At 67.8% G+C, this 25,813-nt stretch carries 26 protein-coding genes; 6 read left to right on the top strand and 20 right to left on the bottom strand.

Annotation, left to right across the window (positions count from 1 at the left end):
- Nucleotides 1-128: 128 nt before the first annotated feature.
- The 10 genes from ACFFGN_RS13795 to dxr form a co-directional block, all read right to left on the bottom strand.
- The gene (locus ACFFGN_RS13795; RefSeq protein ID WP_380047260.1) at nucleotides 129-953 is read right to left on the bottom strand and encodes a GNAT family N-acetyltransferase; all 825 of its coding nucleotides are present in this window, start codon (nucleotides 951-953) and stop codon (nucleotides 129-131) included.
- A 51-nt stretch (nucleotides 954-1,004) separates the two neighbouring features.
- Nucleotides 1,005-2,252 (bottom strand): MFS transporter, encoded by a 1,248-nt coding sequence (locus ACFFGN_RS13790; RefSeq protein ID WP_380047258.1) that lies wholly within the window; start codon nucleotides 2,250-2,252, stop codon nucleotides 1,005-1,007.
- Nucleotides 2,249-2,929: a VOC family protein gene (locus tag ACFFGN_RS13785; RefSeq protein ID WP_380047256.1), complete on the bottom strand. Its 681-nt coding sequence runs from the start codon at nucleotides 2,927-2,929 to the stop codon at nucleotides 2,249-2,251. The genes ACFFGN_RS13790 and ACFFGN_RS13785 overlap by 4 nt, the downstream gene beginning before the upstream one ends.
- Entirely contained in the window at nucleotides 2,926-3,090 is a 165-nt protein-coding gene (locus tag ACFFGN_RS13780) for a ribbon-helix-helix domain-containing protein (protein WP_380047254.1), read from the bottom strand. Before ACFFGN_RS13780 ends, ACFFGN_RS13785 begins: the two co-directional genes overlap by 4 nt.
- Before the next feature lie 412 nt (nucleotides 3,091-3,502).
- Nucleotides 3,503-3,853 carry a thioredoxin gene (trxA, locus tag ACFFGN_RS13775; RefSeq protein WP_380047252.1) on the bottom strand — a complete coding sequence of 117 codons (351 nt, stop codon included), beginning with the start codon at nucleotides 3,851-3,853 and terminating at the stop codon, nucleotides 3,503-3,505.
- Nucleotides 3,853-4,248 (bottom strand): MerR family transcriptional regulator, encoded by a 396-nt coding sequence (locus tag ACFFGN_RS13770; protein WP_380047250.1) that lies wholly within the window; start codon nucleotides 4,246-4,248, stop codon nucleotides 3,853-3,855. The genes trxA and ACFFGN_RS13770 overlap by 1 nt, the downstream gene beginning before the upstream one ends.
- Nucleotides 4,249-4,416: 168 nt before the next feature.
- Nucleotides 4,417-4,968 carry a nucleosidase gene (locus tag ACFFGN_RS13765; RefSeq protein ID WP_380047247.1) on the bottom strand — a complete coding sequence of 184 codons (552 nt, stop codon included), beginning with the start codon at nucleotides 4,966-4,968 and terminating at the stop codon, nucleotides 4,417-4,419.
- A 4-nt stretch (nucleotides 4,969-4,972) separates the two neighbouring features.
- Nucleotides 4,973-6,130, bottom strand: coding sequence for a flavodoxin-dependent (E)-4-hydroxy-3-methylbut-2-enyl-diphosphate synthase (gene ispG, locus ACFFGN_RS13760; RefSeq protein ID WP_380047245.1), 1,158 nt, complete (start codon nucleotides 6,128-6,130; stop codon nucleotides 4,973-4,975).
- A 15-nt stretch (nucleotides 6,131-6,145) separates the two neighbouring features.
- Nucleotides 6,146-7,459: a M50 family metallopeptidase gene (locus ACFFGN_RS13755; RefSeq protein ID WP_380047243.1), complete on the bottom strand. Its 1,314-nt coding sequence runs from the start codon at nucleotides 7,457-7,459 to the stop codon at nucleotides 6,146-6,148.
- Nucleotides 7,456-8,667, bottom strand: coding sequence for a 1-deoxy-D-xylulose-5-phosphate reductoisomerase (gene dxr, locus ACFFGN_RS13750; protein WP_380047241.1), 1,212 nt, complete (start codon nucleotides 8,665-8,667; stop codon nucleotides 7,456-7,458). Before dxr ends, ACFFGN_RS13755 begins: the two co-directional genes overlap by 4 nt.
- Nucleotides 8,668-8,728: 61 nt before the next feature.
- Here dxr and ACFFGN_RS13745 point away from each other — a divergent pair, with 61 nt between their 5' ends.
- Both ACFFGN_RS13745 and ACFFGN_RS13740 read left to right on the top strand, forming a co-directional pair.
- Nucleotides 8,729-9,340 (top strand): DUF1707 SHOCT-like domain-containing protein, encoded by a 612-nt coding sequence (locus ACFFGN_RS13745; protein WP_380047239.1) that lies wholly within the window; start codon nucleotides 8,729-8,731, stop codon nucleotides 9,338-9,340.
- Between the two features lie 63 nt (nucleotides 9,341-9,403).
- Nucleotides 9,404-10,567 (top strand): acyl-CoA dehydrogenase family protein, encoded by a 1,164-nt coding sequence (locus tag ACFFGN_RS13740; protein WP_380047236.1) that lies wholly within the window; start codon nucleotides 9,404-9,406, stop codon nucleotides 10,565-10,567.
- A gap of 1,035 nt (nucleotides 10,568-11,602) precedes the next feature.
- On the opposite strand, the gene ACFFGN_RS13735 is transcribed toward ACFFGN_RS13740, so the two are convergent.
- The 5 genes from ACFFGN_RS13735 to ACFFGN_RS13715 form a co-directional block, all read right to left on the bottom strand.
- Entirely contained in the window at nucleotides 11,603-12,610 is a 1,008-nt protein-coding gene (locus ACFFGN_RS13735) for a LacI family DNA-binding transcriptional regulator (RefSeq protein ID WP_380047234.1), read from the bottom strand.
- Nucleotides 12,607-13,986 carry a GH1 family beta-glucosidase gene (locus ACFFGN_RS13730; RefSeq protein ID WP_380048728.1) on the bottom strand — a complete coding sequence of 460 codons (1,380 nt, stop codon included), beginning with the start codon at nucleotides 13,984-13,986 and terminating at the stop codon, nucleotides 12,607-12,609. The genes ACFFGN_RS13735 and ACFFGN_RS13730 overlap by 4 nt, the downstream gene beginning before the upstream one ends.
- Before the next feature lie 137 nt (nucleotides 13,987-14,123).
- Nucleotides 14,124-14,966 (bottom strand): carbohydrate ABC transporter permease, encoded by an 843-nt coding sequence (locus tag ACFFGN_RS13725; protein WP_380047232.1) that lies wholly within the window; start codon nucleotides 14,964-14,966, stop codon nucleotides 14,124-14,126.
- Nucleotides 14,963-15,925 carry a carbohydrate ABC transporter permease gene (locus tag ACFFGN_RS13720; protein WP_380047230.1) on the bottom strand — a complete coding sequence of 321 codons (963 nt, stop codon included), beginning with the start codon at nucleotides 15,923-15,925 and terminating at the stop codon, nucleotides 14,963-14,965. Before ACFFGN_RS13720 ends, ACFFGN_RS13725 begins: the two co-directional genes overlap by 4 nt.
- Nucleotides 15,922-17,211, bottom strand: coding sequence for an ABC transporter substrate-binding protein (locus tag ACFFGN_RS13715; RefSeq protein WP_380047227.1), 1,290 nt, complete (start codon nucleotides 17,209-17,211; stop codon nucleotides 15,922-15,924). Before ACFFGN_RS13715 ends, ACFFGN_RS13720 begins: the two co-directional genes overlap by 4 nt.
- A gap of 222 nt (nucleotides 17,212-17,433) precedes the next feature.
- Here ACFFGN_RS13715 and ACFFGN_RS13710 point away from each other — a divergent pair, with 222 nt between their 5' ends.
- The gene (locus tag ACFFGN_RS13710) at nucleotides 17,434-17,640 is read left to right on the top strand and encodes a three-helix bundle dimerization domain-containing protein (RefSeq protein WP_380047225.1); all 207 of its coding nucleotides are present in this window, start codon (nucleotides 17,434-17,436) and stop codon (nucleotides 17,638-17,640) included.
- Nucleotides 17,641-17,742: 102 nt separating this feature from the next.
- Here the strand turns inward: ACFFGN_RS13710 and ACFFGN_RS13705 are convergent, their stop codons facing one another.
- A complete protein-coding gene (locus ACFFGN_RS13705; protein WP_380047223.1) occupies nucleotides 17,743-18,318 on the bottom strand; it encodes a dienelactone hydrolase family protein in 576 nt (191 codons plus the stop codon).
- Nucleotides 18,319-18,386: 68 nt separating this feature from the next.
- Between ACFFGN_RS13705 and ACFFGN_RS13700 the strand changes: the two genes are divergently transcribed.
- Nucleotides 18,387-18,968, top strand: coding sequence for an ArsR/SmtB family transcription factor (locus ACFFGN_RS13700; RefSeq protein ID WP_380047220.1), 582 nt, complete (start codon nucleotides 18,387-18,389; stop codon nucleotides 18,966-18,968).
- Here the strand turns inward: ACFFGN_RS13700 and ACFFGN_RS13695 are convergent.
- A complete protein-coding gene (locus ACFFGN_RS13695; protein WP_380047218.1) occupies nucleotides 18,932-19,852 on the bottom strand; it encodes an ankyrin repeat domain-containing protein in 921 nt (306 codons plus the stop codon). The genes ACFFGN_RS13700 and ACFFGN_RS13695 overlap by 37 nt on opposite strands.
- 61 nt (nucleotides 19,853-19,913) lie before the next feature.
- Here ACFFGN_RS13695 and ACFFGN_RS13690 point away from each other — a divergent pair, with 61 nt between their 5' ends.
- Nucleotides 19,914-20,885, top strand: coding sequence for a helix-turn-helix transcriptional regulator (locus ACFFGN_RS13690; protein WP_380047216.1), 972 nt, complete (start codon nucleotides 19,914-19,916; stop codon nucleotides 20,883-20,885).
- 32 nt (nucleotides 20,886-20,917) lie between these two features.
- On the opposite strand, the gene ACFFGN_RS13685 is transcribed toward ACFFGN_RS13690, so the two are convergent.
- Together ACFFGN_RS13685 and ACFFGN_RS13680 are read right to left on the bottom strand one after the other, a co-directional pair.
- A complete protein-coding gene (locus tag ACFFGN_RS13685) occupies nucleotides 20,918-21,466 on the bottom strand; it encodes a TIGR03086 family metal-binding protein (RefSeq protein ID WP_380047214.1) in 549 nt (182 codons plus the stop codon).
- A gap of 6 nt (nucleotides 21,467-21,472) precedes the next feature.
- Nucleotides 21,473-22,942 carry a hypothetical protein gene (locus ACFFGN_RS13680; RefSeq protein WP_380047212.1) on the bottom strand — a complete coding sequence of 490 codons (1,470 nt, stop codon included), beginning with the start codon at nucleotides 22,940-22,942 and terminating at the stop codon, nucleotides 21,473-21,475.
- Nucleotides 22,943-23,124: 182 nt separating this feature from the next.
- Here ACFFGN_RS13680 and ACFFGN_RS13675 point away from each other — a divergent pair, with 182 nt between their 5' ends.
- The gene (locus ACFFGN_RS13675; RefSeq protein ID WP_380047210.1) at nucleotides 23,125-23,583 is read left to right on the top strand and encodes a PaaI family thioesterase; all 459 of its coding nucleotides are present in this window, start codon (nucleotides 23,125-23,127) and stop codon (nucleotides 23,581-23,583) included.
- A gap of 79 nt (nucleotides 23,584-23,662) precedes the next feature.
- Here the strand turns inward: ACFFGN_RS13675 and rny are convergent, their stop codons facing one another.
- Nucleotides 23,663-25,411 carry a ribonuclease Y gene (gene rny, locus ACFFGN_RS13670; protein ID WP_380047208.1) on the bottom strand — a complete coding sequence of 583 codons (1,749 nt, stop codon included), beginning with the start codon at nucleotides 25,409-25,411 and terminating at the stop codon, nucleotides 23,663-23,665.
- Nucleotides 25,412-25,813 lie beyond the last annotated feature (402 nt).

Below are 25,813 nucleotides of genomic sequence, written 5' to 3'. Positions count from 1 at the left end.
GTGCGGACCAGTTTCGAACGGGAGCTCCACCCAACCGCACGAACCCCGCCGGCTCCATCACGGAACCCGCTCAATCTCCCCACGGTTCATCTCGCCACGACCGAACGACAAAGGGCGGTCAAAAACGCCTAAAAAAGTACCGTGGCGAAGGTTTGGGTGGTGTGGAAGCCGACGCGTTCGTAGGCGGCGCGGGCCGGGGTGTTGAACGCGTTGACGTAAAGCGTCACCACCGGCGCAATTGTGCGGGCGAGTTCCACCACGGCCGCCATCGCGGGCGCGGCAATCCCCTGTCCCCGGCGCGAGGGCTCCACCCAAACCCCCTGGATCTGGCAAACCCCCGTCCCCACCGCGCCGATCTCCGCCTTGAATACGACCTGCCCGTCCTCGATCCAAGCGAACGCCCGCCCGGTCCGGATCAACTCCGCCACCCGCGACCGGTAGAACGTGCCATCCGGCCCGGTCTGCGGCGGGACTCCGACCTCCTCGGTGTACATCGCCACACACGCCGGATACAACGCGGGCAGTTCCACCGGCTCGACCCGCCGTACGCGCGGATCCGGCTCGATCGCGGGCGGCCCGTCGATCACCATGAACGGCTGGTCCGGCCGGATCTCCCGCGGCGGTCCCCACTGCCGCTCGACGAGCGACCAGAACAGCTGAACCGCCCGGGCCGGTCCCACGATCTGGAAGCAGTTCCGCCCGCGCCGCAACGCGTACGCGGCGAACTGGCGGATCGCGATGTCGTCGGCCTCGACCGGTACGAGGTTGCCGCCGGCGTGGCAGAGGGACTGCAGTTCGCCGCGGTCGACGTATCCCCAGACCTCGGCGCCGCGGCGCGGATCCAGCCCGGAGGACTGGATCAGGCTGTCCACGAAGACGTTGATCACCGGGTCCCGGGCGATGACGGCCCTGGCGGCTGAGAGGTCGCGAGGACCGAGTACCCGAACACCCACGCGCAGAACCTAGCCCACCAATAGGCGATTCGCCCGCCTTCCACCCAAAAGTTATGCAGGCGCGTCGGCAGGCTGCTCGCGTCCGGCGGCGATGGCCGGCAACGGTGACAGCCAGGCGAAGGCCGCCGCGAGGAAACCAACCGCCGCCATCGCGACCATCGCGGGCCGGATTCCGAACTGCCCGGCGGCCACTCCCCCAAGCGTCGCGCCCGCCGTCCAGCCGACGCCCCACGACAGCATCCGGCCCGCGGTGTTGACCCGGCCGAGCAGGTCCTCGGGCGTCACCTGCTGGCGGTACGAGATCGAGTTGACGATGACCAGCACGTACGCCGAACCCCAGGACAGCAAGGCGATCGCGGCCAGCGGCCAGGTCGGCGCGAAGGCCGTCACCACTCCGAGCACGGCCGACGCGGGTACGGCGTACAGGGTGATCCGGGCCGGCGGCATCCGCTTCAGCAGCCGGGGCAGGCCGATCGACGCGACCAGACCGCCGATACCCCAGGAACCGAAGACGAGGCCGAAGCGAAGACCGGAGGTGCCGATGTCGAGCACCCGGTCACACCAGACCACCATCAACGCGACGAACCCGCCACCGCCGAACGACTGCAACGTGCCGATCACCGTCATGCTGCGCACCCCGCCATGCCGGACCAGGAAGCGCAGCCCGGCCGCGATATCCCGGTAGATCACGGCGGGCCGCAACGGCAGCTGGCCCTCGCGCGGCAGCGAGAGCGCCCGGGTGATGCCTCGGATCGCGAGGGCGGACGCGAGGAAGCTCAGGGCATCCAGCGCGAGCAGCGAGGCGGGATGCATCACGGCCATCGCGATACCAGCGATCGCCGGGATGATCAGCTCGATCAGGCTCGACACGGACCAGACGGCGGCGTTCGCCTGGCCGACCCGGTCGCGGCCGACCAGGACTGGCAGGGCCCCGAAGTTGGCGCCGTCGAAGAAGGTGAAGACGAGTTGTACGACGAAGGCGGCGACCAGTACGTGCGCGACCGTCAACACGTCGAAGAGGTAGGCGATCGGCACGGAACCGACAACCGCCGCGTTGATCAGATCGGCCGAGACCATCACCCGGCGGCGGTTCCACCGGTCCGACAGCGCACCGGCGAGCAGACCGAAGATCAGATACGGCGCGGCCTCCAGCGCGGTCACCAAAGCGGTCAGGAACGGTGAACCGCTGAGCCGGTAGACCAGCACGGGCATCGCCACATACGTGACCATCGACCCGATCACCGAAAGCACCCGGGCCAGCCAGTACCGCCGGAAGTCCGGGTCGTCCCGCAGCCTCATCCGCGCACCGGCACGATGCACCCATCCGGATCCCGCACAACAAATCCAGCCGCGCGGTCGTCGACCGCCGGTCCCGCCTCGACCGCCTCCACCACGAAACCGGCTTCGCTGAGACGAGCCTCGACCGCGTCGAGCCCCTCCGTGGTACGGAACCCGAGCTGTACGTCGTACGCCGGGCCGGGGTCGATCTTGATCAGCCCACCGTCTCCCTGCCCGAAGTGGCGCAAGAGCGACCGCCAGCCGTCGGGATCGTCCGTGGTGAGCACAAGCCGGACGGACCAGCGGTCATCCGGCTCGGACTTGTGCAGGCGATACCCGTAGAGGTCGTCGCTGCGCTCGTCCACCCACACGCTGACCGCGCCGGGCCCCTCGACCCGCAGCACCCGGCCGTACGCCTCGTCCCAAACGGTGGCGTCCTCGTGGCCCGCGGCGCGGAGGCGCTCGGCCAGTTCGTCGATGTCGTCGGCCTCGAACGAGAGAGTGGTTTGTCCCGGGCGGCCGCCCGTGGAACTGGTCGCCGCGTCGTGCAGTGCGACCATGCCCGCGCCGGCCGGCATGTCGATCCAGCCGCCGCGCTCCAACTCGATCCGCGAACGCAGCCCGAGCAACTCCAAGAACCGGCGCATCGCCTCGACGTCGTCGCTGAACCGCAGAGGCCGCAATACGATCGCGTTCATCCTCGGGCCTCCCCGTTGCGCTGCAGGTATTCCTCCAGGGCGCGTTCCACCAACGCGGACAGGCTCGCGCCGTCGTCGATCGCCTTGTGTTTCACCCGGCGGATCAATTCCGGCGGCAGATACACGTTGAACTGCGCCTTCTTGGCAGCCGCTTCGGTCATGGCTATGTTGCTAGCATCCTAGATCGATAGCTGTCAAAGGAGGCCGTATGCCCATCCGGTTCGACCATCTGGGAATCGTCAATCCGCAAGCCGACATCGAAGCGATCCGCGCCCGCGGCGGCACCATCGCCCTCGAACCCGTATAAACCGACTGAGGCACCACCTCCGCCTACGTGGCAGGTCCTCACAGCCTGCTAGTTGAGCTCTACCGCTTCACTGAAACCATTTAGCGGCCGTTGGACCCAGCCGCACGGCCTTGCCGTCTAGTCGGCTGGGAGCGAGACCAAGTGCAGCCCCGCCGATGGCCACGACGTACGGATTCCCTGCCAGGTAAGGAAAACAGTGGGTACAGCGAACAGCCTCCGTGCCCGACCGGCGACACGAAGGCTGTTGCTTATCCAGGTTTGCGTGGTCAGCGAGTGGCCGGCGTAAGTAAGGCGGCAAGGGCCTTGTCGAGGTCGGTGAGCAGGCGCGCCTTGGGACGGGCGCCTACGGTGGTCCACACCGGCTCGCCATGGTCGAAGAGGATCAGCGTCGGCAAGGCCATCACCCGGAAGTTCGAGGCGGTGACGGGATTCTCGTCGGCGTTCAGCTTGACGATCGTGAGGCGGTCGGCGCGTTCGTCGGCGATCTCGGCCAGCACACGCTCGAGCTGGTGGCACGGTCCACACCACTGCGCCCAGAAGTCGACCAGCACCGGGCCGTCCGCGGCCAGGACGACCTCGGCGAAGTTCTGCTCGTTCACCGCAGCCAGTTGAGACATCATTTCCTCGTTTCCATCGTCGGTACGCCGGAGCCGCGTTTGCGCCAGCTCTCGGCATCGGCGAGGAGATCGGTCAGCTTCGCCCGCAGATCGCTCAGCTCCGCGATCCGCGCGTCCACCTCGGCGATCCGCGCCCGGTACGCCGTGAGCGACGCCGGGCAGACGTCCGCCCGGTCGTTCCCGGCCCGCAGACACTCGATGAACGGGTAGGTCTGCTCAGCGGTCAGCCCGAGCGACAGCAGGGCCTTGATCTCCCGGACCACGACGACATCGTGCTCGCCGTACGTCCGGTAGCCGTTGGCCTCCCGCGCGGGTTTGAGCAACCCCTGCGACTCGTAATACCGAACCGCCTTGACCGTCACCCCAGCCCGCGCGGCCAGATCACCGATATGCATGCCGCCTCCTCGTCCCGACGCTAAACCCTGCCCCCAGGGTCAAGGTCAAGTCTCCCCCACACCCCGCGCCGTGCCATCCCCTTTCACGAGTGGTCGCGTCATAACGCGACCACTCGTGGGGTGGATGGCGGGTGGGATGGTGTGGGAGGTGGCCGTACCTCGGCGTGGTCAGGTGAGGTTGGCCTTGGCCCAGTCGGCGAGGGCGTGGGCGCTTCGGTCCACCAGGGCGGGCCAGTCGACGGACGACTCGTCGGCGTTGTCGGAGACGTGCTTCACGAGGCGAAGCGGTACGTCGTACTGGCGGCAGGCATACGCGATGCCGTAGGCCTCCATGTCGACGAGGTGGGCCCGTTCGGCCAGGCGGGCGCGGATCACCGGGTCGGTGACGAAGGTGTCGCCGCTGGCCAGGACCGTGCCGTCGCCGCCCTCGATCGGCAGTACGTCGGCCGGGTCGTAGCCGAGCGCGCGAATGGCGTCCGCGTTCATGTCGTGGTTGATCACGCTGCTCGGCAGGTAGACGCCGTCGAGGCCGTCGCGCAGGGCGCCCGTACTGCCGAGATTGATGACGACCAGGTCCCGGCGGTCGCGGTCGGACAGGGCCTGGGCGGTGATCACGGCGGCCGCGGTTTTGCCGATGCCGGTGATGACGACGGGCAGGTGCCCGGGCAGATACTTCACCTCTGCCCGGGTCGCGGCCACGACCAGGTAGTTGTTGACCACTGGTTCAGCTGACGGTGACGGTCGGCTCACCGGTGACGGTCTCGCCGGATTCGCCCATCTCCTCGGCGATGCGCATCGCCTCTTCGATCAGGGTCTCGACGATCTTCGACTCGGGCACGGTCTTGATCACCTCGCCCTTGACGAAGATCTGGCCCTTGCCGTTGCCCGAGGCAACACCGAGGTCGGCCTCGCGGGCCTCGCCCGGGCCGTTCACGACACAGCCCATGACGGCCACGCGCAGCGGGACCTCCATGCCCTCGAGGCCCGCCGTCACCTGCTCGGCCAGCGTGTAGACGTCCACCTGAGCGCGGCCACACGACGGGCAGGAGACGATCTCGAGCTTGCGCTCGCGCAGGTTCAGCGACTGCAGGATCTGCAGGCCGACCTTGACCTCTTCGACCGGCGGTGCCGACAGCGAGACGCGGATCGTATCGCCGATACCGCGCGACAGCAGCGAACCGAAGGCGACGGCCGACTTGATCGTGCCCTGGAACGCCGGACCGGCCTCGGTCACACCCAGGTGCAACGGCCAGTCACCCCGCTCGGACAGCATCTCGTAGGCCTTGACCATGACCACCGGGTCGTTGTGCTTGACCGAGATCTTGAAGTCGTGGAAGTCGTGCTCCTCGAACAGCGAGGCTTCCCAGACCGCGGACTCGACCAGGGCCTCCGGCGTGGCCTTGCCGTACTTCTCCAGCAGGCGCGGATCCAGCGAACCGGCGTTCACGCCGATCCGGATCGACGTGCCATGGTCCTTCGCGGCGGCGGCGATCTGCTTGACCTGGTCGTCGAACTTGCGGATGTTGCCCGGGTTGACCCGGACTGCGGCACAGCCCGCCTCGATCGCGGCGTACACGTACTTCGGCTGAAAGTGGATGTCCGCGATCACCGGGATCTGCGAATGCCGCGCGATCTCCGGCAGCGCGTCCGCGTCGTCCTGGGACGGGCAGGCCACCCGCACGATGTCGCAGCCCGCGGCGGTCAGCTCGGCGATCTGCTGCAGCGTGGTGTTCACGTCGGAGGTGAGCGTGGTCGTCATCGACTGCACCGAGATGGGCGCGTCACCACCCACCAGCACCTTGCCGACCTTGATCTGGCGGGTCTTGCGGCGGGGTGCCAGCACGGGCGGAGGCAACGGAGGCATGCCCAGATTGATGGTCATTCGGTGCTTCGATTCCTAACCGTTGAGTCTGATCGGGTTCACCACATCGGCGACGACGAGCAAGACGCCCATCACTACGAAGATACTGGCCATCACATAAGCCACCGGCAGCAGCTTGCCCACGTCCACGTGACCGGGGTCCGGGCGGCCGGTCAGCTTGGCGAATCCGCGCTTGATGCCCTCCCAGATCGCGCCGACCATGTGACCGCCGTCCAGCGGCAGCAGCGGCACGAAGTTGAACAGGGCAAGGAACAGGTTCACCGAGGCCAGCAGCGAGATCAGGAACGCGAACCGCGCCTCACCGGTGATGGACTGGTCGGAGGCGACCTCACCCGCGACCCGGCCGGCGCCGACCACGCTCATCGGGCCGTTCTGGTCGCGCTCACCGCCGACGATGGCCTTGGCCACCCCGACCAGCTTCTCCGGGAAGCGCAGCAGCGCGTGGAAGGTCGCCTCGGTGATGACGCCCATCTGCGTGACCGTGTAGCCGAGGTCCTGGCGAACGATCTTCGTCTCCGGGGAAACGCCCAGGAAGCCGACGTTCACCACCTTCTCGGAGCCGGCCTTCTCGACCACCTGGTTCAGGATGGTGTTGGTCTTCATCGGCGGCAGCACCTTGCCGTCCCGCTCGACCACGATCGTCGCGGGCTTGTCGGTGTTGGCCCGGATCAGCGGGGTGAGCTGCTCCCACTCGGTGATCTGAACGCCGTTGAACGAGACGATCCGGTCGCCCGGCAAGATCCCCGCGGCCCGCGCGGGCGAGGGCTTGTCCTTGGTCTCGTCGCACTCGCGGGTCGGCGTGGCTTCGTTGGCCGGGATCACGCACTTGCTGACGGTTTTCACCGTGGTCTGCAACTCGGAGGCGCCGTACAACATGAACAGGCCGCCGAAGAGCAGGAACGCGATCACCACGTTCACCAGCGGTCCCGAGGCCATCACGATCAGCTTCTGCCACCACGGCTTCTGGTAGAACAGCCGCCCGTTGTCCGCCGGGTCGATCGTCTCGTACTCCGCGGCGCGGGCGTTGTCGACCAGCGACTGGAACGGACCGGTACTGGCGGCCCGGACCGTGGACGGGTCCTGGTCCTTGCCCGGCGGCAGCATGCCGATGATGCGCACGAACCCGCCGAACGGGATCGCCTTGATGCCGTACTCGGTCTCACCGCGCTTGAACGACCAGATCGTGCGGCCGAAGCCGAAGAAGAACTGCGTCACCTTCATGCCGAACTTCTTCGCCGGAATCATGTGACCGGCCTCGTGCAGCGAGACCGAGATGACCATGCCGATCGCGAAGACCAGGACGCCGAGAATGGTGAGCAATGCGGTCATACCTGTGTCGTCTCCTGTACGCCGATCAGCTGGCGGGCGCGGGTTCTCGCCCAGGACTCCGCCGCGAGCACGTCCTCGACGGAGAGGTCCACGTACGAGGGTACGTCGTGATCGGTCACTACCCGGGCCACGGTGTCGACGATCGCCAGGAACGGCAGCCGCCCGTCGCGGAAGGCCGCCACGCACTCCTCGTTCGCCGCGTTGAACACGGCCGGCGCCGTACCGCCCCTGATCCCGGCCTCCCGCGCCAGCTGGACCGACGGAAAGGCCTCGTTGTCCAGGGGCAGGAACTCCCACGTGCTCGCCTCGGACCAGCTCCACGGCGTGGCGGCGTCCGGAACCCGGTCGGGCCAGCTCATCCCGAGAGCGATCGGCAGGGTCATCGTCGGAATGCCGACCTGGGCGATGGTGGACCCGTCGACGAACTCCACCATCGAGTGCACGGCCTGCTGCGGGTGCACGACCACCTCGACCGACTCCAGCGGTACGCCGAACAGCAGGTGGGCCTCGATCAGCTCGAGACCCTTGTTCACCAAGGTGGCCGAGTTGATCGTCACCACGGGACCCATCGCGAAGTTCGGGTGTTCCAGCGCCTGCGCGGGCGTCACCCGGGCCAGTTCGCGCCGCGGCCGACCGCGGAACGGCCCGCCGCTCGCGGTGAGAATGAGCTTGCGCACCTCCCGCTCGGACCCGCTGCGCAGGCACTGGGCGATCGCGCTGTGCTCGGAGTCCACCGGCACGATCTGACCGGGTTTGACCCGCTTGGTGACCAGCGGACCACCGACGACCAGGGATTCCTTGTTGGCCAGGGCCAGCGTCGTACCCGCGTCGAGCGCGGCGAGGGTGGGACCGAGGCCGACCGAACCGGTGATGCCGTTGAGAACGACGTCACACGGCAGGCCCGCGAGCTCGGTGGCCGCCTCGGGCCCGGCGATGATCTTGGGGATGCGGAACTCGCCCTGCGCGTACCCCTGGCGCTGCGCCTCGGCGTAGAACGCGAGCTGCAGGTCCTGGACCGCGGTGGCCTTCGCGACCGCGACCACCTCGACCTCAAACTCGAGCGCCTGTTGCGCGAGCAGGCCGACGTTGTCGCCGCCCGCCGAGATCGCCAGCACCCGGAACCGGTCGCGATTGCGCCCGATCAGCTCGAGCGCCTGAGTACCGATCGAGCCGGTCGAACCGAGGATGACGACATCGCGGGAATTCACCGGGCCATTGTCCCAGGTCTGGCGGCCTGCTTTGTCCCCGCTCGGCGCTACGGTTGGCCTCATGACTCCGGAGTTCACGCCCGCGCCTCGCGCCTCTGAACCACCAGCACCGCGCGCGTCGGACCAGGACCGGGAGCGAGCCGCCGCGCAGGTCCAGGAGGCCCATGGCGACGGCCGGCTCGACCTGGAGGAACTGGACGAGCGTTTGACGCGGATCTACCAGGCGAAAACCCGGCAGGAGCTGGTCCACGTGACCGCCGATCTGGTCCCGGCCGAGCCGGATGGACCAGTCGGGCACGGTGGCCAGTCCGACGTACTGGCCCTGCGGGTCAAGCACTCGGCCGAGAAACGGGTGGGCAAGTGGCAGGTGCCGCCGCGGATCACCGCCCGCATCGAGCACTCCAGCATCAAGCTCGACTTCAGCGAGGCCGTGCTGCGATCGCCGCAGGTGCGGGTCGAGGCCGAGGTCAAGCACGGGTCGTTGCTGATGATCGTGCCGCCGGGCTGGATCATCGACGTCGACCAGATCGAGTCGACCGGCGGCGCGGTTGAGAACAAGGCGGGCGAGCCGAAGGCCGGGGCACCGCGCCTGCAGGTGGTCGGCACCGCGAAGTACAGCAGCATCACCGTGCGGCATCCCCGACGGCAGCGCTGGTGGTGGCCGTGGCGATAGTCACTGCGCCGGTGGTGGCCGCAGCACTCTGAGTTGTCGGTCCGGGCGGTTAGGTTTGTCCGCATGACCGCTGCGCTGGACCTCATCGATGTCGACTCGCTGCTCAGCTCCGAGGAGCTGGCGATCCGGACGACCGCGCGCCGCTTCGCCGACGAGCGCCTGCGGCCGCAGCTGCCCGAGTGGTTCGAGACGGGCCAGATCCCCGCGCGCGAGCTGGCCAAGGAGCTCGGCTCACTCGGTCTGCTCGGCATGCACCTGACGGGATACGGCTGCGCCGGCGTCGGCTCAGTGGCCTACGGGCTGGCGTGTCTGGAGATCGAGGCCGCCGATTCCGGCATGCGCTCGCTGGTCAGCGTGCAGGGCTCCCTCGCGATGTATGCGCTGTGGAAGTACGGCAGCGATGAGCAGAAGGACGAGTGGCTGCCGCGCATGGCGGCGGGCGAGGCCATCGGCTGCTTCGGCCTGACCGAGCCGGACTTCGGCTCCAACCCGGCGGGCATGCGGACGAACGCGCGGCGCTACGGCTCGGACTGGGTGCTGAACGGCTCGAAGATGTGGATCACCAACGGCTCGATCGCCGATATCGCCGTGGTCTGGGCCCGGACCGACGAAGGCGTGCGCGGTTTCGCCGTACCGACCGACACCCCAGGGTTTTCCGCGCCCGAGATCAAGAACAAGCTGTCGCTGCGCGCGTCGGTGACGTCCGAGCTCGTGCTGGACGACGTACGGCTGCCCGCCGCCGCGATGCTGCCGGAGGCCAAGGGGCTGTCGGGTCCGCTGGGGTGCCTGAACGAGGCGCGGTTCGGCATCATCTTCGGCGCGATGGGCGCGGCCCGGGACTGCCTGGAGACCGCGATCGCCTACGCGCAGGACCGCCAGGTGTTCGACAAGTCGCTGGCCGCCTACCAACTCACCCAGGCGAAGCTCGCCGATATGGCCGTCGAGCTGAACAAGGGCCTCCTGCTCGCGGTCCACCTCGGCCGCCTCAAGGAGAGTGGCTCGCTGCGCCCGGAGCAGGTCAGCGTGGGCAAGCTCAACAACGTGCGCGAGGCCATCGCCATCGCCCGCGAATGCCGAACCATCCTCGGCGCCAACGGCATCAGCGGCGAGTACCCGATCATGCGGCACGCCAACAACCTCGAGTCCGTTCTCACCTACGAAGGCACCTCCGAAGTCCACCAACTAGTGATCGGCCAAGCCCTAACCGGCCACCCCGCCTTCCGCTGACAGCAACGACATGAAGGCACTGAGGCGAGCGCGCGCCACCATGCCCGGCCACCACGGTCCGGACGAGTGTGACCCGCTCCCGACTGGACGCGTGGTCGCGGCCTGGCATGGGCTGGCGCCGGAGTGAACCCCTGGGCGGCCGACCCGGACACGAGTGCCGCGGGTTTTGCGCGGCTACCCGGTTGTGGCGCCACCACTGCCGAGTTGTTTGACCGCTACCTGGTTGCAACCAGGTAGCCGGGCCAAAAGTCGGCAGCCGACCCGTGCAAACCACCGGCCGGCATCACCGCCTGCCCATGGCCACGACCCAACCCGACACAACCCACGGCCGCCACTGGCGACCCGCGTGCCTTGAAGTGCGCGCGGGCCCGGGTACACCTGACCGGCCGCCTTCCCTCCCGCCGCCTCGGCCCAACCGCCTCTGCCCGAGCGCGACCGCAGACCCGATTCCGAGGGTCGACGGTCGGAACTCGGGCCAACGCCGGGGTCCGCGGCCAGATTCCGAGGGTCGACGGTCGGAATAGGGGGTAGACGGTCGAGATTGCGGACGTTGACGCCCGAGTTTCAAGGTCGACCTGTCAACCCCAGGCGGCGAGAGGCGGCTCGATCCGCAGCCGGGGGCAAACTCCGCGCGACGAGAGGCGGCTCGATCCGCAGCCGGGGGCAAACTCCGCGCGGCGAGAGGCGGCTCGATCCGCAGCCGGGGAGAGCTCCGCGCGCGAGTGGCTGGCCATTGCCAGCGTGGGTTACCCACCGGGGGATCCGAGGTGGTAACCCCTCCGCCGGTGAGCTAGCCACTCGCAGACAAGCAAAGCGCACAACGGGACTCCTCGGCTGATCCCCGTGCCGCGAGTGGACTCGTTATGACGCGTCCACTCGCGACCGACTGGCGGCGGGGTGACCAACGGAGGCGGGGTGACCGGGAACGGTTCAGACGCGACCACTCGCGGGGGAAGGTAAGGCTGCCGGCCCGCGAGAGGAGGGCGTGGGCTCGCTGCCAGGCGCGGACGGCCGCGCGGATGGTGGCGGGTGGGGTTAGGCGCTGCCGCGGAGTTCTAGGCGGGTGTCGACGATTACTTGGCCTTGGGCGGCTTTTTCGCCAGCTAGCTGGGCCAGCAGGAGGCGGGTCATTTCGCGGCCCATCTCCTCGGTGGGCTGGAAGACCGAGGTGAGGGGCGGGTCGGAGTTGCGTCCGGCCGGCGAACCGTCGAAACCAATGACCGCCACGTCCTCCGGGATGCGCCGCCCGGCTGCCTTGAGGACCCGCATGGCGCCGAAGGCCATCGGGTCCGACGCGGCGAAGACCGCATCCAGTGCCGGGTCGCGATCCAGCAGGGCGGCCATGGCCTTGGCGCCGCTTTCCTCGCTGAAGTCGCCGACCTCGGCCAAGGCGTCATCGCCCGCGACCTCGCGGAACCCCTGCAACCGGGCAAGGCCCGCCGACATGTCCTGCGGCCCGGCGATACAGGCGATCCGGCTTCGGCCCTGGTCGGCCAGGTGCTGCACGGCGAGGCGGGCGCCGGTGAAGTTGTCGGCGTCGACGTACTGCAAGGACTCCGTCTCCGGCGATTCCTTCAATGGCCGTCCACACAGCACCAGCGGTAGACCGCTCGCCTGGACCCGTGCCGGCAGCGGATCGTTCGCGTGCTGGGACAGCATCAGTACGCCGTCCACGTGTTCCCGGGTGAGGAAGCGGCCCGCGCGTTCGCGTTCCGCCGTACTCTGCACCATCGAGAGCCATAGTTGCAGCTGGGTCTGGGCCATCGCCGAGCTGATCCCGCGGACGATGCCGGCGAAGTACGGTTCGGTGAACAGCCGCTCGCCTGGTTCGGAGATCACCAACGCGACGCAGTCGGTTCGCCGGGTGACCAGGTTGCGGGCGGCCCGGTTCGGCACGTAGCCGAGTTCCTCGATCGCCTTCATCACCGCGGCGCGCGCGGCCGGGCTGACCTGGGATGAACCGTTCACCACGCGCGAGGCGGTGCCCCGCCCCACCCCCGCCCTGGCTGCGACGGTCTCGATGGTGGGACGGGGATCGGTCATACCGCTACCCTGCCTCGGATCAGATCGGAGTACCAATAGGCGCTGCTTTTCGGAGTTCGTGTCTGCGTCTCGTAGTCGACATAAACGAGTCCGAACCGCCGCGAGTATCCCCAGGACCACTCGAAGTTGTCGAACAACGACCAGCAGAAGTACCCCTTCAACGGTACGCCCGCGTCGATCGCACTGCGGCAGGCCCGCAGGTGTCCGTCGAGATAGCCGATCCGATCGGGGTCACGAACCAGCCCGTCGGCGTCCGGCTCGTCCGGGAAGGCCGCGCCGTTCTCAGTGACGTAGAGCGGTACGGACGGATACTCCCGGGCCACTCGTTCGAGCACGCGGGTGAGACCGTCGGCGTGGATCTCCCAGCCCATCGCGGTCAGGGGCAACTCCCCCTTGAGGAAGCCGACGTGCTCGCTACCCGGCCAAGGCGAGCCCTCGCCGCCGGCACCACCGTGGCCGTCATCGCCGTTTGCCGGATCACCGGTGACCACGTGACGGGTGTAGTAGTTGACACCCAGGATGTCCAGCGGGGTGGAGATGACCGCGAGATCGCCCTCGCGTACGTGCGAGAAGTCCGTCACGTCGGCGAGGTCCGCGATCACATCTTCCGGGTACGACCCGAGCAGTACCGGATCGAGGAAGAACCGGTTCTGCAGGCCGTCGATCCGCCTCGCGGCCTCCAGGTCGATCTCGCGCTCGCTGGCCGGTACGACGTCGTACAGGTTGATCGTGACGCCGACCTTGTGGCCCGCCGACCGGATCAGGTTCGCCGCCATACCGTGGCCGAGCATCAGGTGATGTCCGGCGCGTACGGCGGCCGCGGGGTCCTGGCGGCCCGGGGCGTGCACGCCCGAGCCGTAGCCGAGGAAGGCCGAGCACCACGGTTCGTTCAAGGTCGTCCATTGGCCGACCCGATCGCCCAGCACGCTGGTGATCGCGCCCGCGTAGTCGGCGAACCGCTCGGCTGTCGCCCGCTCGGGCCAACCGCCCGCGTCCTCGAGCGGTTGCGGCAGGTCCCAGTGGTACAGCGTGGGCCACGGCTCGATCCCGGCCGCGAGCAGTTCGTCGACCAGGCGCGAGTAGAAGTCCACGCCCGCCTGATTGAGCGGGCCGCGGCCGTCCGGCTGGACTCGCGACCACGAGATCGAGAACCGGTAGGCCTGCAGGCCGAGCTCGGCCATCAGCGCGACATCCTCGCGGAACCGGTGGTAGTGCTCCACCGCGACGTCACCGGTCTCACCGCCGAGCACTCGCCCGGGCTCATGCGAGAAGGTGTCCCAGATCGACGGACCGCGTCCGTCGGTGCCGGCCGCGCCCTCGATCTGGTACGCCGCGGTGGCGGCCCCGAACAGGAACCCGGTCGGCAACTCCAGCACGGAGTTCGGCTCAACCTGCCCGCTGGTCTCGCCGGGCGCCAGGCTGCTGGCCGGGTTAAGGGCCTGGCTGCTCGCCTGGCTTGGGGCCGGGCTGCTCGCTGGGCTTGGGGCCGGGCTGGGGGCCTGGCTTTCGGTCGTCACGACTTGATCGCACCTTCCATGATGCCGCCGATGATCTGACGGCCGAACAAGATGAACACCGCGAGCAGGGGCAGCGTGGCCAGGGCCGTCGCCGCGAAGACCTGCGCGTAGTCGGTGTAGTACGCCGTCGCCAGCAGGGCGAGCGACAGCTGGACCGTCGGGGTGTTCGCGTCGAGCACCGCATACGGCCAGATGAACTCGTTCCAGGTCTGCATGAACGTCAGCAGGCCGAGAATCGCCGCCGCGGGCCGCAGCACCGGCAGTACGACGTTCCAGTAGATCCGGAAGGTCGAGCAGCCGTCGACGCGAGCCGCCTCGACCAGTTCGTCGGAGATCGCCTCGGCGGCGTACTGGCGCATCATGAACACGCCGAAACCGCTGACCAGGAACGGCACGATGACCGCTTGCAGGGTTCCGTTCCAGCCGATCTTGACCATCAGCATGTAGAGCGGGATCAGGCCGAGTTGTACCGGCACCATCATCGTGCCGATGATGACCAGCAGCAGCCCGTTGCGGCCGCGGAACCGCAGCTTGGCGAAGGCGAAACCGGCCAGCGTCGAGAAGAAGACCACCGACACGGTGACCACGCTGGACACCACCAGCGAGTTCACCAGCCCGTAGGCGAACGCCGCGTGCTCGTTGGCGAACACCCGGCCGACGTTCGCGCCGAGCTCGGAACCGGGCAGCAGCGGCGGCGGTACGTCGTTGATGGCGTCGTTCGACCGGGTGGCGATGACGAACATCCAGTAGATCGGGAACAGCGAGAGCAGACAGCCGACCACGAGCGCCAGGTACGTCGCGGGGCTGGCCTTCCAGAGGCGAACCGAAGCGGCCTTCATCGGGCCCACCTCGCAGCCCGCTTGACGATCAGCAGGTTGACCAGCGAGATCAGCACGATCAAGCCGAACAGGGCCCACGCGATGGCCGCGCCGTAGCCGTACTGGAAGCGCTGGAAGGCGGTTTCGTACATGTACATGGTGATGGTCTGGAACTGGCCGAGCGTGCCGCCGAGCATCTTGCCGTTGCCGAAGATCACCGGCTCGGTGAAGAGCTGCAGGCCGCCGATCGTGGAGATGATGACAACAAAAACGAGGGTCGGGCGCAGCAGCGGAACAGTTATCCGCCAGAACTGCTGCCACGGAGCCGCGCCATCGAGCGAGGCCGACTCGTACAGGTCCTTGGGGATCGCCTGCATGGCGCCCAGCAGGATCAGCGTGTTGTAACCGGTCCACCGCCAGTCGACCATCACGGCGATCGCGATCCAGCTCGACCAGGTGTTGGCCTGCCAGTCCACGGCGTCCAGTCCGACGCTGGTGACCAGGTAGTTCACCAGGCCGACGTCACGGGCGAACAACTGCCCGAAGACGATGCCCACGGCCGCCACGGAGGTGACGTTCGGAATCAGCACGCCCATCCGGAAGAAGGTGCGGGCGCGGATCTTGCGGTTCAGCAGGTTCGCGATGGCCAGGGCCATGAACAACTGCGGCACGGTCGCGATCACGAAGATGCCGACGGTGTTGGTCAGCGAGTTCCAGAACGCCGGGTCGCCGAACAACGCCGTGTAGTTGCCGAAACCGACGAAGGTGTGTTCGCCGATCAGATGCCAGTCGTGCAGCGACACCCAGCCGGTGTACAGCAGTGGGAACGCCCCGAAGATCGCGAACAACACGAAGAACGGCGTAATGAAGACGTACGGCGCGAACCTCACGTCCGCGCGAGTCAGCCGGGAGCGCCAGGGGGCCCGGTCGCCGGCGGCACGCGCTGCCGCCGACGACCGGACGACGCCGGTAAAGGTCACTTCGCCTCTTTGGCAGTGCTGGTGAGCGCCTGCTGCCAAGCCTTGTCGGGAGTGAGCTTGCCCTGCTCGACGGCCTGCATGGCCGGCTCGAAGGCCCGCTCCTTGATCGCCTGGTGCTTCGGGCCGAGGACCAGCGGCTTCAGCGCCTTGGCGCCGGTACCGAAGATCTGGCCGACCGGGGCGTTCGAGAAGTAGTCGTTCTTCAGAGCCTGGAAGGCCGGGTCGTCAAGCGCCTTCGGCGAGGACGGCAGCGGGCCGGCCTCCTTGAAGGCCTCGATCTGGCTGGCCGGGCTGGTCAGGAACTTCGCCAGCTCGTAGGCCTCCTTCGGGTGCTTGCTCTGCGCCGGCACCGTCAGCCACGAACCGCCCCAGTTGCCACCGCCACCAGGCACCGCGGCAACATCCCACTTGCCGGCGTTGGCCGGGCCGGAGTTGGTCTTGATGATGCCGAGCATCCACGACGGGCACATGCTGACCGCGAAGCTGCCGTTCTTGAAGCCGGCCTCCCAGTCCTTCGACCAGGTCGGCACCTTGGCGCTGATGTCGACCATTCTCATCGAGGTGTCCCAGGCCAGCCGCACGGCCGGGTTGGAGTCGGCGATGACCTTGTTGTCGCGGTCGTAGAAGTTGGTCTCACCGGCCTGCGAGAGCATCGCGCTGAAGCTGGTGGTGACGGAGTCGACGAAGCCCTTGGCGCCGGTGTTCGCGGCGTTGAACTTGGCGCCGGTGTTGATGAACTCGTCCCAGGTCGGCCACAGCTTCGAGACGGCCTCGCGATCGGTCGGCAGCTTCGCCTTGCCGAACAGGTCCTTGCGGTAGCAGACCGCCAGGCCGCCGACGTCGGTACCGAGACCGAGCAGGGCGCCGTCGCCGGACTTGCCGAGTTCCCACTTCCAGGGCAGGAAGCTGGACTCGAGCTCAGCGCCGCCGTGGTCCAGCAGGTTGACGAAGTTCTGCGGCTGGGTCTTGAACTCGTTGAGGATGCCCTCTTCGAGCGCCACCACGTCGCCGGCGCCGGAACCGGCGGCGAGCCACTGGGTCAGCTTCGGCTTGTAGTCGTCGAGCTTCTGCGTGCTGCGCAGCTCGACCTTGATGTTCGGGTGATCCTTCTCGTACTGCGCCGCCAGCGCCTTGTAACCGAAGTCCCCGAACGTATCCACCACCAGCTTGATCTGGCCGTCCGCCGCCGGTGCTCCGCCCTCGGTGTTCTTGCTGCATGCCCCGACCATGCCCAGGGCTGTGATGGCAGCCGCCGTCACAACCAGGAACCGCTTCGTCTGGCTCATCGCCCGACCCCTCCTAGGTATTCTGACACTCCATCTGGGAGCGCTCCCATGAGAGCATCGGGGCACGGCGAGGCGCTGTCAAGAGTTCAGTGGGAGCGTTCCCAGATTGAGTCCGGGCCGAGTCCGGGCCGTTTCTCACCCTTGAGCAGGCTGACCGCTCGGGCAGGGGGAATTCACCTGGAATTGGTTGACCTGACCGGCGGGCCGCGCAAGCGTTGGGATATGGACAGATCCGATGAAGACCGGGCCATCACCGAGGTCGTCGATCGGCTGACGAAGCAGTTCCCGGAGGTGCCGGCGGACCGGGTCGTGGAGGTTGTCGCGGACAGCCGAAGCGAGTTCGAGCCGCAGCCGATTCGCGACTTCGTCCCGCTGTTCGTGGAGCGAACCGCCAAGGGCAGACTCCGCCAGCTGGTCAACGCACACTAGCCCGCACCCCGTCTCCGGGGCACGAGCTAGGGCTGCCTGAGCACGCCGTTCGGTCGCTGAGCGCGCGGTTGGGTCGCGTAGGCTGTGCAGGCTTGCGGGTGGTCAGCTGAGGCGGTCGAGGAATTCCAGCGTGCGGCTCAGCAGCAGCGAGGCCGCCTCCTGGTCGTACGACGGCAACGAGGAGTCGGCGAACAGGTGCTCCTTGCCCGGGTAGAGGAACAACTCGGCCTCGTCGGCGGACTCGGCCAAGGCCCGCGCCTCGACCAGGTCTTCCTCCGCGAAGAACGGGTCGGACTCCATGCCGTGGATCTGCACGGGAACACCCGCCGGCCAGGCCTCACCGAACTCCGAAACCGGCAAGCACGAGTAGTAGAACAACGCTCCCTTGGCGCCCGGACGGGTTTGCGCGAGCTGCTGCGCCGGCACCACCCCGAGCGAGAAACCGGCGTACACCAAGGAATCCCCAAGGCCTTCGGCAGCGGCGACCCCGCGTTCCGCGATGGCGCCGAAGCCGACCGAGCGCGCGTAGTCGAGGCCCTCCTCCAGCGTGGCGAAGGTGTTGCCGTCGTACAGGTCCGGCACGTGCACCGTGTGTCCGGCGCTGACCAACTGGCCCGCGAAGACCTGCACTCCGGAAGTCAGCCCTTGGGCATGGTGGAACAGCACTACCTCGGCCATCGTTCGCTCGCTTTCACCGTGAATGATCCAAATTTGTGGAACGTTTGGCGATGTTAGTCTGATCCGCTATGGCGATCAATAGTCCGGTGCCGGACTACGAGCTCGAGGAGACGGTCGAGCTCACCTCGGCCGAGCAGGTGCGAGCGATCAGCAATCCCCTGCGAACGACGATCCTCGGCCTGTTGCACGAGCGCGCCGCCACCGTCACGGAGCTGGCCGCCGCGGTGAAGCGGCCCAAGAGCACGGTGGCGCACCACGTCAACGTGCTGGCCACGGCCGGTCTGCTGCGCGTCGTACGGACCCGGCGGGTGCGGGCGATCGACGAGCGCTACTACGGCCGGACGGGGCGGATGTTCTACGTCGGGCTCGGCCGGCAGTCCGACGGCGTGGACCTGCCGCTGGACTTCAACGACTTCGAGGTCGCGGCGAAGGAATCCACCGCCGCGTACGAGGCCGGGCAGATGCGATCGTTCATCCGGCACGCCCGGATCCCGGAGGAACGCGCGGCCGAGTTCTGGCAGCACGTCGACAAGCTGATCCACGACTTCGACCGGCTCCCCCGGGCCGGCGACACCACGTACGGGTTCGTCGTCGGGCTCTATCCGACGTCCGACTACCCGACGCTGCCGGCTCCTCCGGACGAGGCCTGAGCGTTTGCCGTCTCGGTTAGGTAGGCGGTCGCCTCCGGCTGCTTGAACCACTGCGCCCAGCCGAGCGGGGTCGCGTGGAACTCGGGATCTTCGATCGTCAGGTCAGCGCCATGTTCGACCAGGAGGCGCAGTACGTCGACTTGGCCCGTCCCAGCCGCTAGGTGGGCCGCGGTCCGGCCGAGGTGGTCACGGGCGTTGAGGTCGAACCCGAGCTCCACCAGCGCCGGAACCGCTTGCCACCGCTTGGCCGCGGCAGCCTCCGCGATCAACGCGGGCCGCTGCTCGCGGACGCGATCGATCACGCCGGTCTCCGCGGTTGTTTCGCCACGGAGCAGCGCCGCGACCAGGGGATCCTCGGGCTGCTCCGCCCGGTAGAGGTCGCGTAAGACGCCAACTTCCGCGCCGTGGTGGATGAGCTCGTCGAGGATGTGCAACGCGAAGGCCAACCCGTCGTACTCGGCGTATGGCCCGGCTATCTCGCCCATGGGCCGGTCGAAATCGTCCTGGCTCACCGCGGCAAGGCGTCCGCGCCACACGTCGTACGCGTGCTCCAGCGCTTGCACGGCCTCCGCGGCACTACCCGGTACGGGCGGTTCGCCATCGTCCGCGCCGGGTTTGTGGCCGAACCAGGTCGCGGTTCGTTCCTCCTGCAGGATGTCGATGATGTGCGTGATCCGCCAGGCGAGCGTCGTGAACGGAGGCGGATCCGGCGGGATCGGATCGTCGTCGGCCCGGAACGAGCCGTCCGGCGTCTTGCGGACACTCCAGCAGCCTGCGAACGGCTCCCAGAAGTACTCCTCGTCAGTGATTCCTTCGACGCGCGGACGGAGTCGTTGCCACGCGAAGTCGGACAGATCCAGCAAGTTCTCCTTGAGCTTCGTCATGGCCTCCACGCTAGAACGCTTCGCGGACAGTAGTTGTCCGCGAAGTTGAGATAGTGGGCTTATGGATACTGCGGCCCGCCTACTCCGGCTGCTCTCGCTGCTGCAGGCGCGCCCGCATTGGGAAAGCGCTGACCTCGCTGACCGCCTTGGCGTCACCACCAGGACGGTACGGCGAGACGTGGCCCGCCTTCGGTCGCTCGGGTATCCGGTGGAGGCCGACGCGGGCCACGGCGGCGGGTACCACCTAGGCCGAGGTGGCCGCCTGCCGCCGTTGCTGCTCGACGATGACGAGGCCGTGGCGATCGCTGTTGGTTTACGCGTCGCCACGACCACGACGGTGTCCGGAGTCGAGGAAGCCGCCGTGGCCGCGTTGGCCAAGCTCCACCAGGTCCTACCGACCAGACTGCGCGAACGGGTCTCCGCGATCGCCGGGAGCACGATCCAGCTGCCGCGAGGCGATCTGCCGCCTGTAGACGCAGAGGTACTGGTAGTACTCGCGGCCGGGTGTCGCCGTACCGAGGGCCTGAGGTTCGTTTACCGGGATCACGCGGGCCGAGAGAGCCGGCGCTGGGTTGAGCCGTTCCACATCGTTCACACCGGTCGGCGCTGGTACCTGGTGGCGCGGGATCGGGAGCGCGAGGCGTGGCGGACGTTCCGGGTGGACCGTATTGCCGATCCAACGCTCACCGGCCAGCGGTACCACTTCGACAGCCCGCCGGACCCTGTAGCGCTTGTAGCCGAGGGAACCGGCGTGGTCCCGTGGGAGATCAAGGCGCGCGTCTTGATCTCCGCGAGTGCGGAAGAGGTCGCGCGCGTCGTACCTGCGGGTGACGGCGTGGTGGAGGTTGTCGACGAGCGTTCTTGCGTACTGCGGTTCGGGGCGAATGACCTGGCCCCGTTGATCTCCTACACCTCCCGCATCCCCTGCGACTTCGACGTACTAGAACCGCCCGAACTCCGCGAAGCCATCCACAACCTAGGCAAACGCCTACTCCGCGGTTCGTCGCCTTCACCCGACCGGCCAGTCCCCTAATGCCTCAACGGGTTACGACCCGTGTCGGCTGGTTAGGCGTGGCGGCCGAAGGCGTCCAGCAGACGGGCTTGCACCGAGGTTGCCGATGATGTTGTCGCGCCTTTGCCGAAGGTGCCCATCTGGCGCATGTCCTCCACGTGCGGCTCGACCATCGCCCACAGCCCTGCCACGACGGACGCGTCGAGCGCCGGGTCCAGCCCGGCACCAACCGCCACGTCCCACCCATGTACGACGAGCTCTCCCAGGCGGAAACGTACGAAGGTCTCGAAGGAGATGTCGCGGCTGGGGTGGTGAAGTGGGCGGCTCTGATCCGCTGAAGCGAACGCGGCCACCTGGTGTTCGCAGGAGGTGGTCACCGCCGCTAGCGGATCCTCGCCGAGGTAGTCGCCGTCCAGACCTGCAGTGGCGTCCGCTGCCGACGCACCAGCCAGAAGCCGTACCGCGAAGATGTTGCCGGCAACGACGTGGTTCACGACCTCGTGGATCGTGAGGTCGCACGGCGTACTAGTGCTCCAGGCGTCGGCTGGAACCGCCGCAACGATTCGTACGAGTTGAGCACTCGCCGGCTTCAGGAAGTCCACCTGGCGTTATCCGGCTGCCAGCCAGGCGCGGGCCTCTTGGCCGAGCCACGTGTCTAGGCAGCCCCGGATGGCGGGCGCGGCGGGTTCGCCGATTGTGCGAAGCATCGTCCACGCCAGGTCTCGGGCGGGATCGGTCAGCCAGGGCATCGCGTCGATGAGGCGGTCGGCAAGCTGTGGCGGATTCGCGTGTGCCAGCCAGACCTCGGGGAACGTCTGGGGAGCATCGATACTGGCCCTCTTGTCGGCGACGGCGTTCAGCACTGCGACCACATCCGCCTGGACCAGAGTGTCGCTCCACGACGGGATGAGCAGCGCTCCCGGAGGCGAGCCGCCCGTCCAGTCGGCGAGTTGGGGCAAGCCCGCGTAGCCAAGGGTGGTCAGCGTGAGCGTGTCGTCATCGACCGTCACGGCGCCAAGTGCCTGAAGCCGGTCGACCAGTAGCCGAAGCCTTGCCGGATCCATCCCCTCGTACGGCATTCCCGTGGCGTCCTGGATCCGTGCCCGCCCGTCCGCGCGGGCCGCGATCAACGTGTTGAGAAGGGCATTGGTGGTTGCGGGGTACGCCTCGTCACTGAGCCCTGGGGCGGGCTGGAACGCCATGCACTGGAACGCGCGGGACCAGACTCGCACCCTGAGTTCTGGGCGGCCCGAATCCCATTGGCGCAGAGAGGGGCCGGGAAACGGCTGGCCCGCCAGTAGTCGTGGATCGCCCACTAAGGCCTGTACAACGACCTGACGCCAGATCCAGTCCTCCACGCCGTCCGGACGCTGCCCGGTCGACGCCGCCTCCCGGGCGACGGCAATGAACTGGGCCATCAGGTCCGACTCCTCGGCGAGCCTGGCGAGAACGGAAGGCACCGGCACAGGCGTGGCAGGGCCGAGAAGCTCGCTGGCTGGAACACGCGCGCCGACATTGCCCTGACCCGGGTTGCTCTCGCTGGGCTTGCTCTCGTGGGCGTGGCTGGTCTTCAAGGTGGCCGGCGCGAGGGTCGGGCCGGCCAGCGCCTCCAGTTCGGCCCAGGACAGCGTTTCGGCGTCGTCGTACCGGTCTGGCGCATTCACCAACAACCGGCCGAGCAGTGCCGCTGCGGACGGGTGCTTCGGGTGCAAATCGGCCGGGAAAGCCGCCGCGAACCCGGCCCGAGCGCCAGCCAGCTCCTCGCCCGTGACGACCGCCGTGTCCAAGGTCGCGAGGTAGTCGAAGAACAGGGGCATCGCCCGCCGCACCGCGTGCAGCCAGTCGCCCTCGACAGCCACCATGTACAACCCGCATCGAAGCAGTTCTTCGGTCGCGGCACCCAGCCAGAACCGGGGGTCGGGCTCGGTCAGCACCCCTGCCTCGATCATGGCCTGGTCGAGCAAGATCGCCTTGACGTCGCACAAGTCGGCCACCACGTTCAGATCCACCGGACGGCGCCCGCTGGATTCCACCCAGCTGGCGAAGTCTTCGAGCACGGTTCGGGTCAGCTCGTTCATGGACACCCTTCGAGGCTTTCGTCACGACCACTCGGCCAGACCCTAACGACCCCACAGGGCCAGACCTCATCACTTGCGCTCGTGGCGATGTTCTGGACTCGCTGAGACCGCCAATCGGACCGGCGGGCGTGGTACGAAGGCGAGAGGCTTGTGCCGTTCGGACGACCTTGCGAAGGAGAGTCGTGGAAGAGCAGACCCAACCAGAGCTAGCGAGTCCCGAGGTGCAGAAGCGCATCCGGGACAGCTTCGATCGCCAAGGCCTGATGGGACATCTGGGCGCCTACCTGAGCGTTATCGCGCCGGGGCGGGTGCACATCCTGCTGCCGAGCCGCCCCGAGGTCACTCAGCAGCACGGGTATTTCCATGCTGGAGCGACCAGTGCCATCGCAGACAGCGCGGGCGGCTATGCGGGCTTCACGCTGTTCCCCGAGAACACGTCGGTGCTCACGGTCGAGTACAAGATCAACCTGCTGGCGCCTGCCGAGGGCGAACACCTTGAAGCCATCGGCACGGTTCTCCGATCCGGGCGCACGTTGACGGTATGCCAGCTGGAGGTGTTCGGGGTCCAGGGCTCACGGCGGACCCTGGTGGCGGCAGGCCAGCAAACCCTGATCTGCATCGACCCTCGACCGGAACGCTGATGGCGGCGAGACCAGCCAGCCGGCCCGCCACCACCTCGACCTACAGGAAGTTGCTTGGAGCAACGTCCCGTGGCGACGGCTACTTGGCGACCTCGGTAGCGCGGGACTCGCGTACGACGGTGACGCGGATCTGTCCCGGATAGGTGAGCTCTTCCTCAACCTGCTTGGCGATGTCGCGCGCCATCACCTGCGCCGCGATGTCGTCGACGGCGTCGGGCATCACCATCACCCGGATCTCGCGACCGGCCTGCATCGCGAAGACCTTCTCCACGCCGTCGTGGAACATCGCGATCTCCTCGAGCCGTTCGAGCCGCTGCACGTACGCCTCCAGCGATTCGCGCCGCGCCCCGGGCCGACCACCGCTGACGGCATCGGCCGCCTGGGTCAGCACCGCCTCGACCGTACGTACCTCGACCTCGTTGTGGTGCGCCTCGATACAGTGCACCACGTCATCATCCTCGCCGTACTTGCGGGCAAGCTCGGCACCGACGATCGCGTGGCTGCCCTCGGACTCGTGTGTGAGGGCCTTGCCGATGTCGTGCAGGAACGCGCCGCGCTTGCACCGCTTGACGTCCAGCCCGAGCTCCGCCGCCATCATGCCGGCCAGATGCGCCGACTCGATGAGGTGCTTCAGCACGTTCTGCCCGTACGACGTGCGGTAGCGCAGCAGACCCATCGTACGAATCAGCTCGGGGTGCAACTCGGTGATGCCGACCTCCGCCATCGCGTCCTCGGCGGCACGCTGGCACAACTCGGCGACCTCGCCGCGACTGCGCTCGTACACCTCCTCGATCCGGCTCGGGTGGATCCGCCCGTCCAGCACGAGCGAGTCGAGCGTCAACCGGGCGGTCTCGCGGCGCACCGGGTCGAAGCAGGACAACAGCACGGCCTCGGGGGTGTCGTCGATGATCAGGTTGACACCGGTGGTCTGCTCGAAGGACCGGATGTTGCGGCCCTCGCGCCCGATGATGCGGCCCTTCATGTCGTCGCTGGGCAGATGCACGACGGAAACGACCGATTCACTGGTCTGCTCCGAGGCGAGCCGCTGCACCGCGCCGGTGATGATCTTGCGCGCCCGGGTCTCGCCCTCGTCCTGCGCCTGGCGCTCGATATCCCGCACGATGGTATGCGCGTGCCGCTTGGCCTCGGCCTCGATCTCGGCGACCAGCTCGGCCTTGGCCTGCTCGGCGGTGAGGTTCGCGACGCCTTCGAGAATGCGGCGGCGCTCCTCTTCCAGGTTCCGGATCTCCGCACGCTTCTGATCCAGTTCGGCCAGCTGGGTGGTGATCTCGTTCTGGCGTTCCTCGATACCGCGGTGCTGCTCGTCGAGCCGTTCTTCGCGTTCGGTCAGCCGGTTCTCGCGCCGCTCGATCTCCAGACGCTGCTCGCGCAGGTCCTCCCGGATCGACTGCGCCTCGGCTTCGGCCTCCCGCCGTACGTCGATCGCCCGCTGCTCCGCCTCGCGCCGGACATCCTCGGCCTCACGCCGAACATCTTCGGCGCGGTGCTCGGCCTCCCGGCGCGCCTCGATCGACAGCCGCTCGACCTCCTCGGCCCGGCCACGAATGGTGAACGCCTCCTCCTCCGCACGAGCACGGATCGCGGAAGCGTCATCCTCGGCCTGCCGCCGGATCTGGTCCACCTGGCTCGCCGCCTCCGCCCGGGCGGTAGCCAGCTCCAGGTCGGACTTGGCCTTCGCCGTGGCGGTCATGTCAGCCACCTTGCGGCGCGACAGCGAAAGCCCGATCCACGCCAGCAGCGCGACGATCAGCACGCCGATCAGGACAAGACCCATGGATGCCGCGTCCGGCATAGCCAAAGCCACCATCGGCCTCTCCCCTCTGTGTGCCGCGCCCGCAGGCGTGACGAGCTTCGTTTGGAAGGGATGACCCGGCGAAGACAAGCGATCGGACGGTACGACAAGTACGCCGGTACGACGAATGGCACCGTCGGACTCGGCGGTGCCCAACCACCCGGCGAACCGGGTCCGTTGCTATCCGGCAACAACCACTCGTGGTCGCGCCATCCGTCTCAGCTCGGTTGAGCGTTGGTGTTCTCGTCCCATCCAGCGGCGTCACCAGCGCGCCGCCGAATGTTCGTCATTCGCCCAGCCTGCTGAACAACCGGCCGGACGTTGCTATATACGCCATCAATCGGTGGAGTGATCCCTTACTGATTCCGAGGCTAGGCGTGGCCAACCACACGGTCAAGACGAACACCCGTCCACCAG

It is taken from the genome of Kribbella deserti (assembly GCF_042434725.1).
Taxonomy (GTDB): domain Bacteria; phylum Actinomycetota; class Actinomycetes; order Propionibacteriales; family Kribbellaceae; genus Kribbella; species Kribbella deserti.
The sequence above is the reverse complement of the archived record's forward strand: the minus strand, read 5'-3'. Positions and strand labels throughout refer to the sequence as shown.

Excerpts from the sequence above, each read along its gene's own strand:
- ACFFGN_RS13785 (WP_380047256.1), bottom strand. The coding sequence starts at position 2,929 with ATGAACGCGATCGTATTGCGGCCTCTGCGGTTCAGCGACGACGTCGAG.
- ACFFGN_RS13710 (WP_380047225.1), top strand. The coding sequence starts at position 17,434 with ATGGACAGATCCGATGAAGACCGGGCCATCACCGAGGTCGTCGATCGG.
- ACFFGN_RS13725 (WP_380047232.1), bottom strand. The coding sequence starts at position 14,966 with ATGAAGGCCGCTTCGGTTCGCCTCTGGAAGGCCAGCCCCGCGACGTAC.
- ACFFGN_RS13735 (WP_380047234.1), bottom strand. The coding sequence starts at position 12,610 with ATGACCGATCCCCGTCCCACCATCGAGACCGTCGCAGCCAGGGCGGGG.
- ispG (WP_380047245.1), bottom strand. The coding sequence starts at position 6,130 with ATGACCATCAATCTGGGCATGCCTCCGTTGCCTCCGCCCGTGCTGGCA.
- ACFFGN_RS13695 (WP_380047218.1), bottom strand. The coding sequence starts at position 19,852 with ATGACGAAGCTCAAGGAGAACTTGCTGGATCTGTCCGACTTCGCGTGG.
- ACFFGN_RS13680 (WP_380047212.1), bottom strand. The coding sequence starts at position 22,942 with ATGAACGAGCTGACCCGAACCGTGCTCGAAGACTTCGCCAGCTGGGTG.
- ACFFGN_RS13715 (WP_380047227.1), bottom strand. The coding sequence starts at position 17,211 with ATGAGCCAGACGAAGCGGTTCCTGGTTGTGACGGCGGCTGCCATCACA.
- ACFFGN_RS13790 (WP_380047258.1), bottom strand. The coding sequence starts at position 2,252 with ATGAGGCTGCGGGACGACCCGGACTTCCGGCGGTACTGGCTGGCCCGG.
- ACFFGN_RS13755 (WP_380047243.1), bottom strand. The coding sequence starts at position 7,459 with ATGACCGCATTGCTCACCATTCTCGGCGTCCTGGTCTTCGCGATCGGC.
- ACFFGN_RS13745 (WP_380047239.1), top strand. The coding sequence starts at position 8,729 with ATGACTCCGGAGTTCACGCCCGCGCCTCGCGCCTCTGAACCACCAGCA.
- ACFFGN_RS13705 (WP_380047223.1), bottom strand. The coding sequence starts at position 18,318 with ATGGCCGAGGTAGTGCTGTTCCACCATGCCCAAGGGCTGACTTCCGGA.
- ACFFGN_RS13690 (WP_380047216.1), top strand. The coding sequence starts at position 19,914 with ATGGATACTGCGGCCCGCCTACTCCGGCTGCTCTCGCTGCTGCAGGCG.
- trxA (WP_380047252.1), bottom strand. The coding sequence starts at position 3,853 with ATGTCTCAACTGGCTGCGGTGAACGAGCAGAACTTCGCCGAGGTCGTC.
- rny (WP_380047208.1), bottom strand. The coding sequence starts at position 25,411 with ATGGTGGCTTTGGCTATGCCGGACGCGGCATCCATGGGTCTTGTCCTG.
- ACFFGN_RS13770 (WP_380047250.1), bottom strand. The coding sequence starts at position 4,248 with ATGCATATCGGTGATCTGGCCGCGCGGGCTGGGGTGACGGTCAAGGCG.
- ACFFGN_RS13700 (WP_380047220.1), top strand. The coding sequence starts at position 18,387 with ATGGCGATCAATAGTCCGGTGCCGGACTACGAGCTCGAGGAGACGGTC.
- ACFFGN_RS13740 (WP_380047236.1), top strand. The coding sequence starts at position 9,404 with ATGACCGCTGCGCTGGACCTCATCGATGTCGACTCGCTGCTCAGCTCC.
- ACFFGN_RS13780 (WP_380047254.1), bottom strand. The coding sequence starts at position 3,090 with ATGACCGAAGCGGCTGCCAAGAAGGCGCAGTTCAACGTGTATCTGCCG.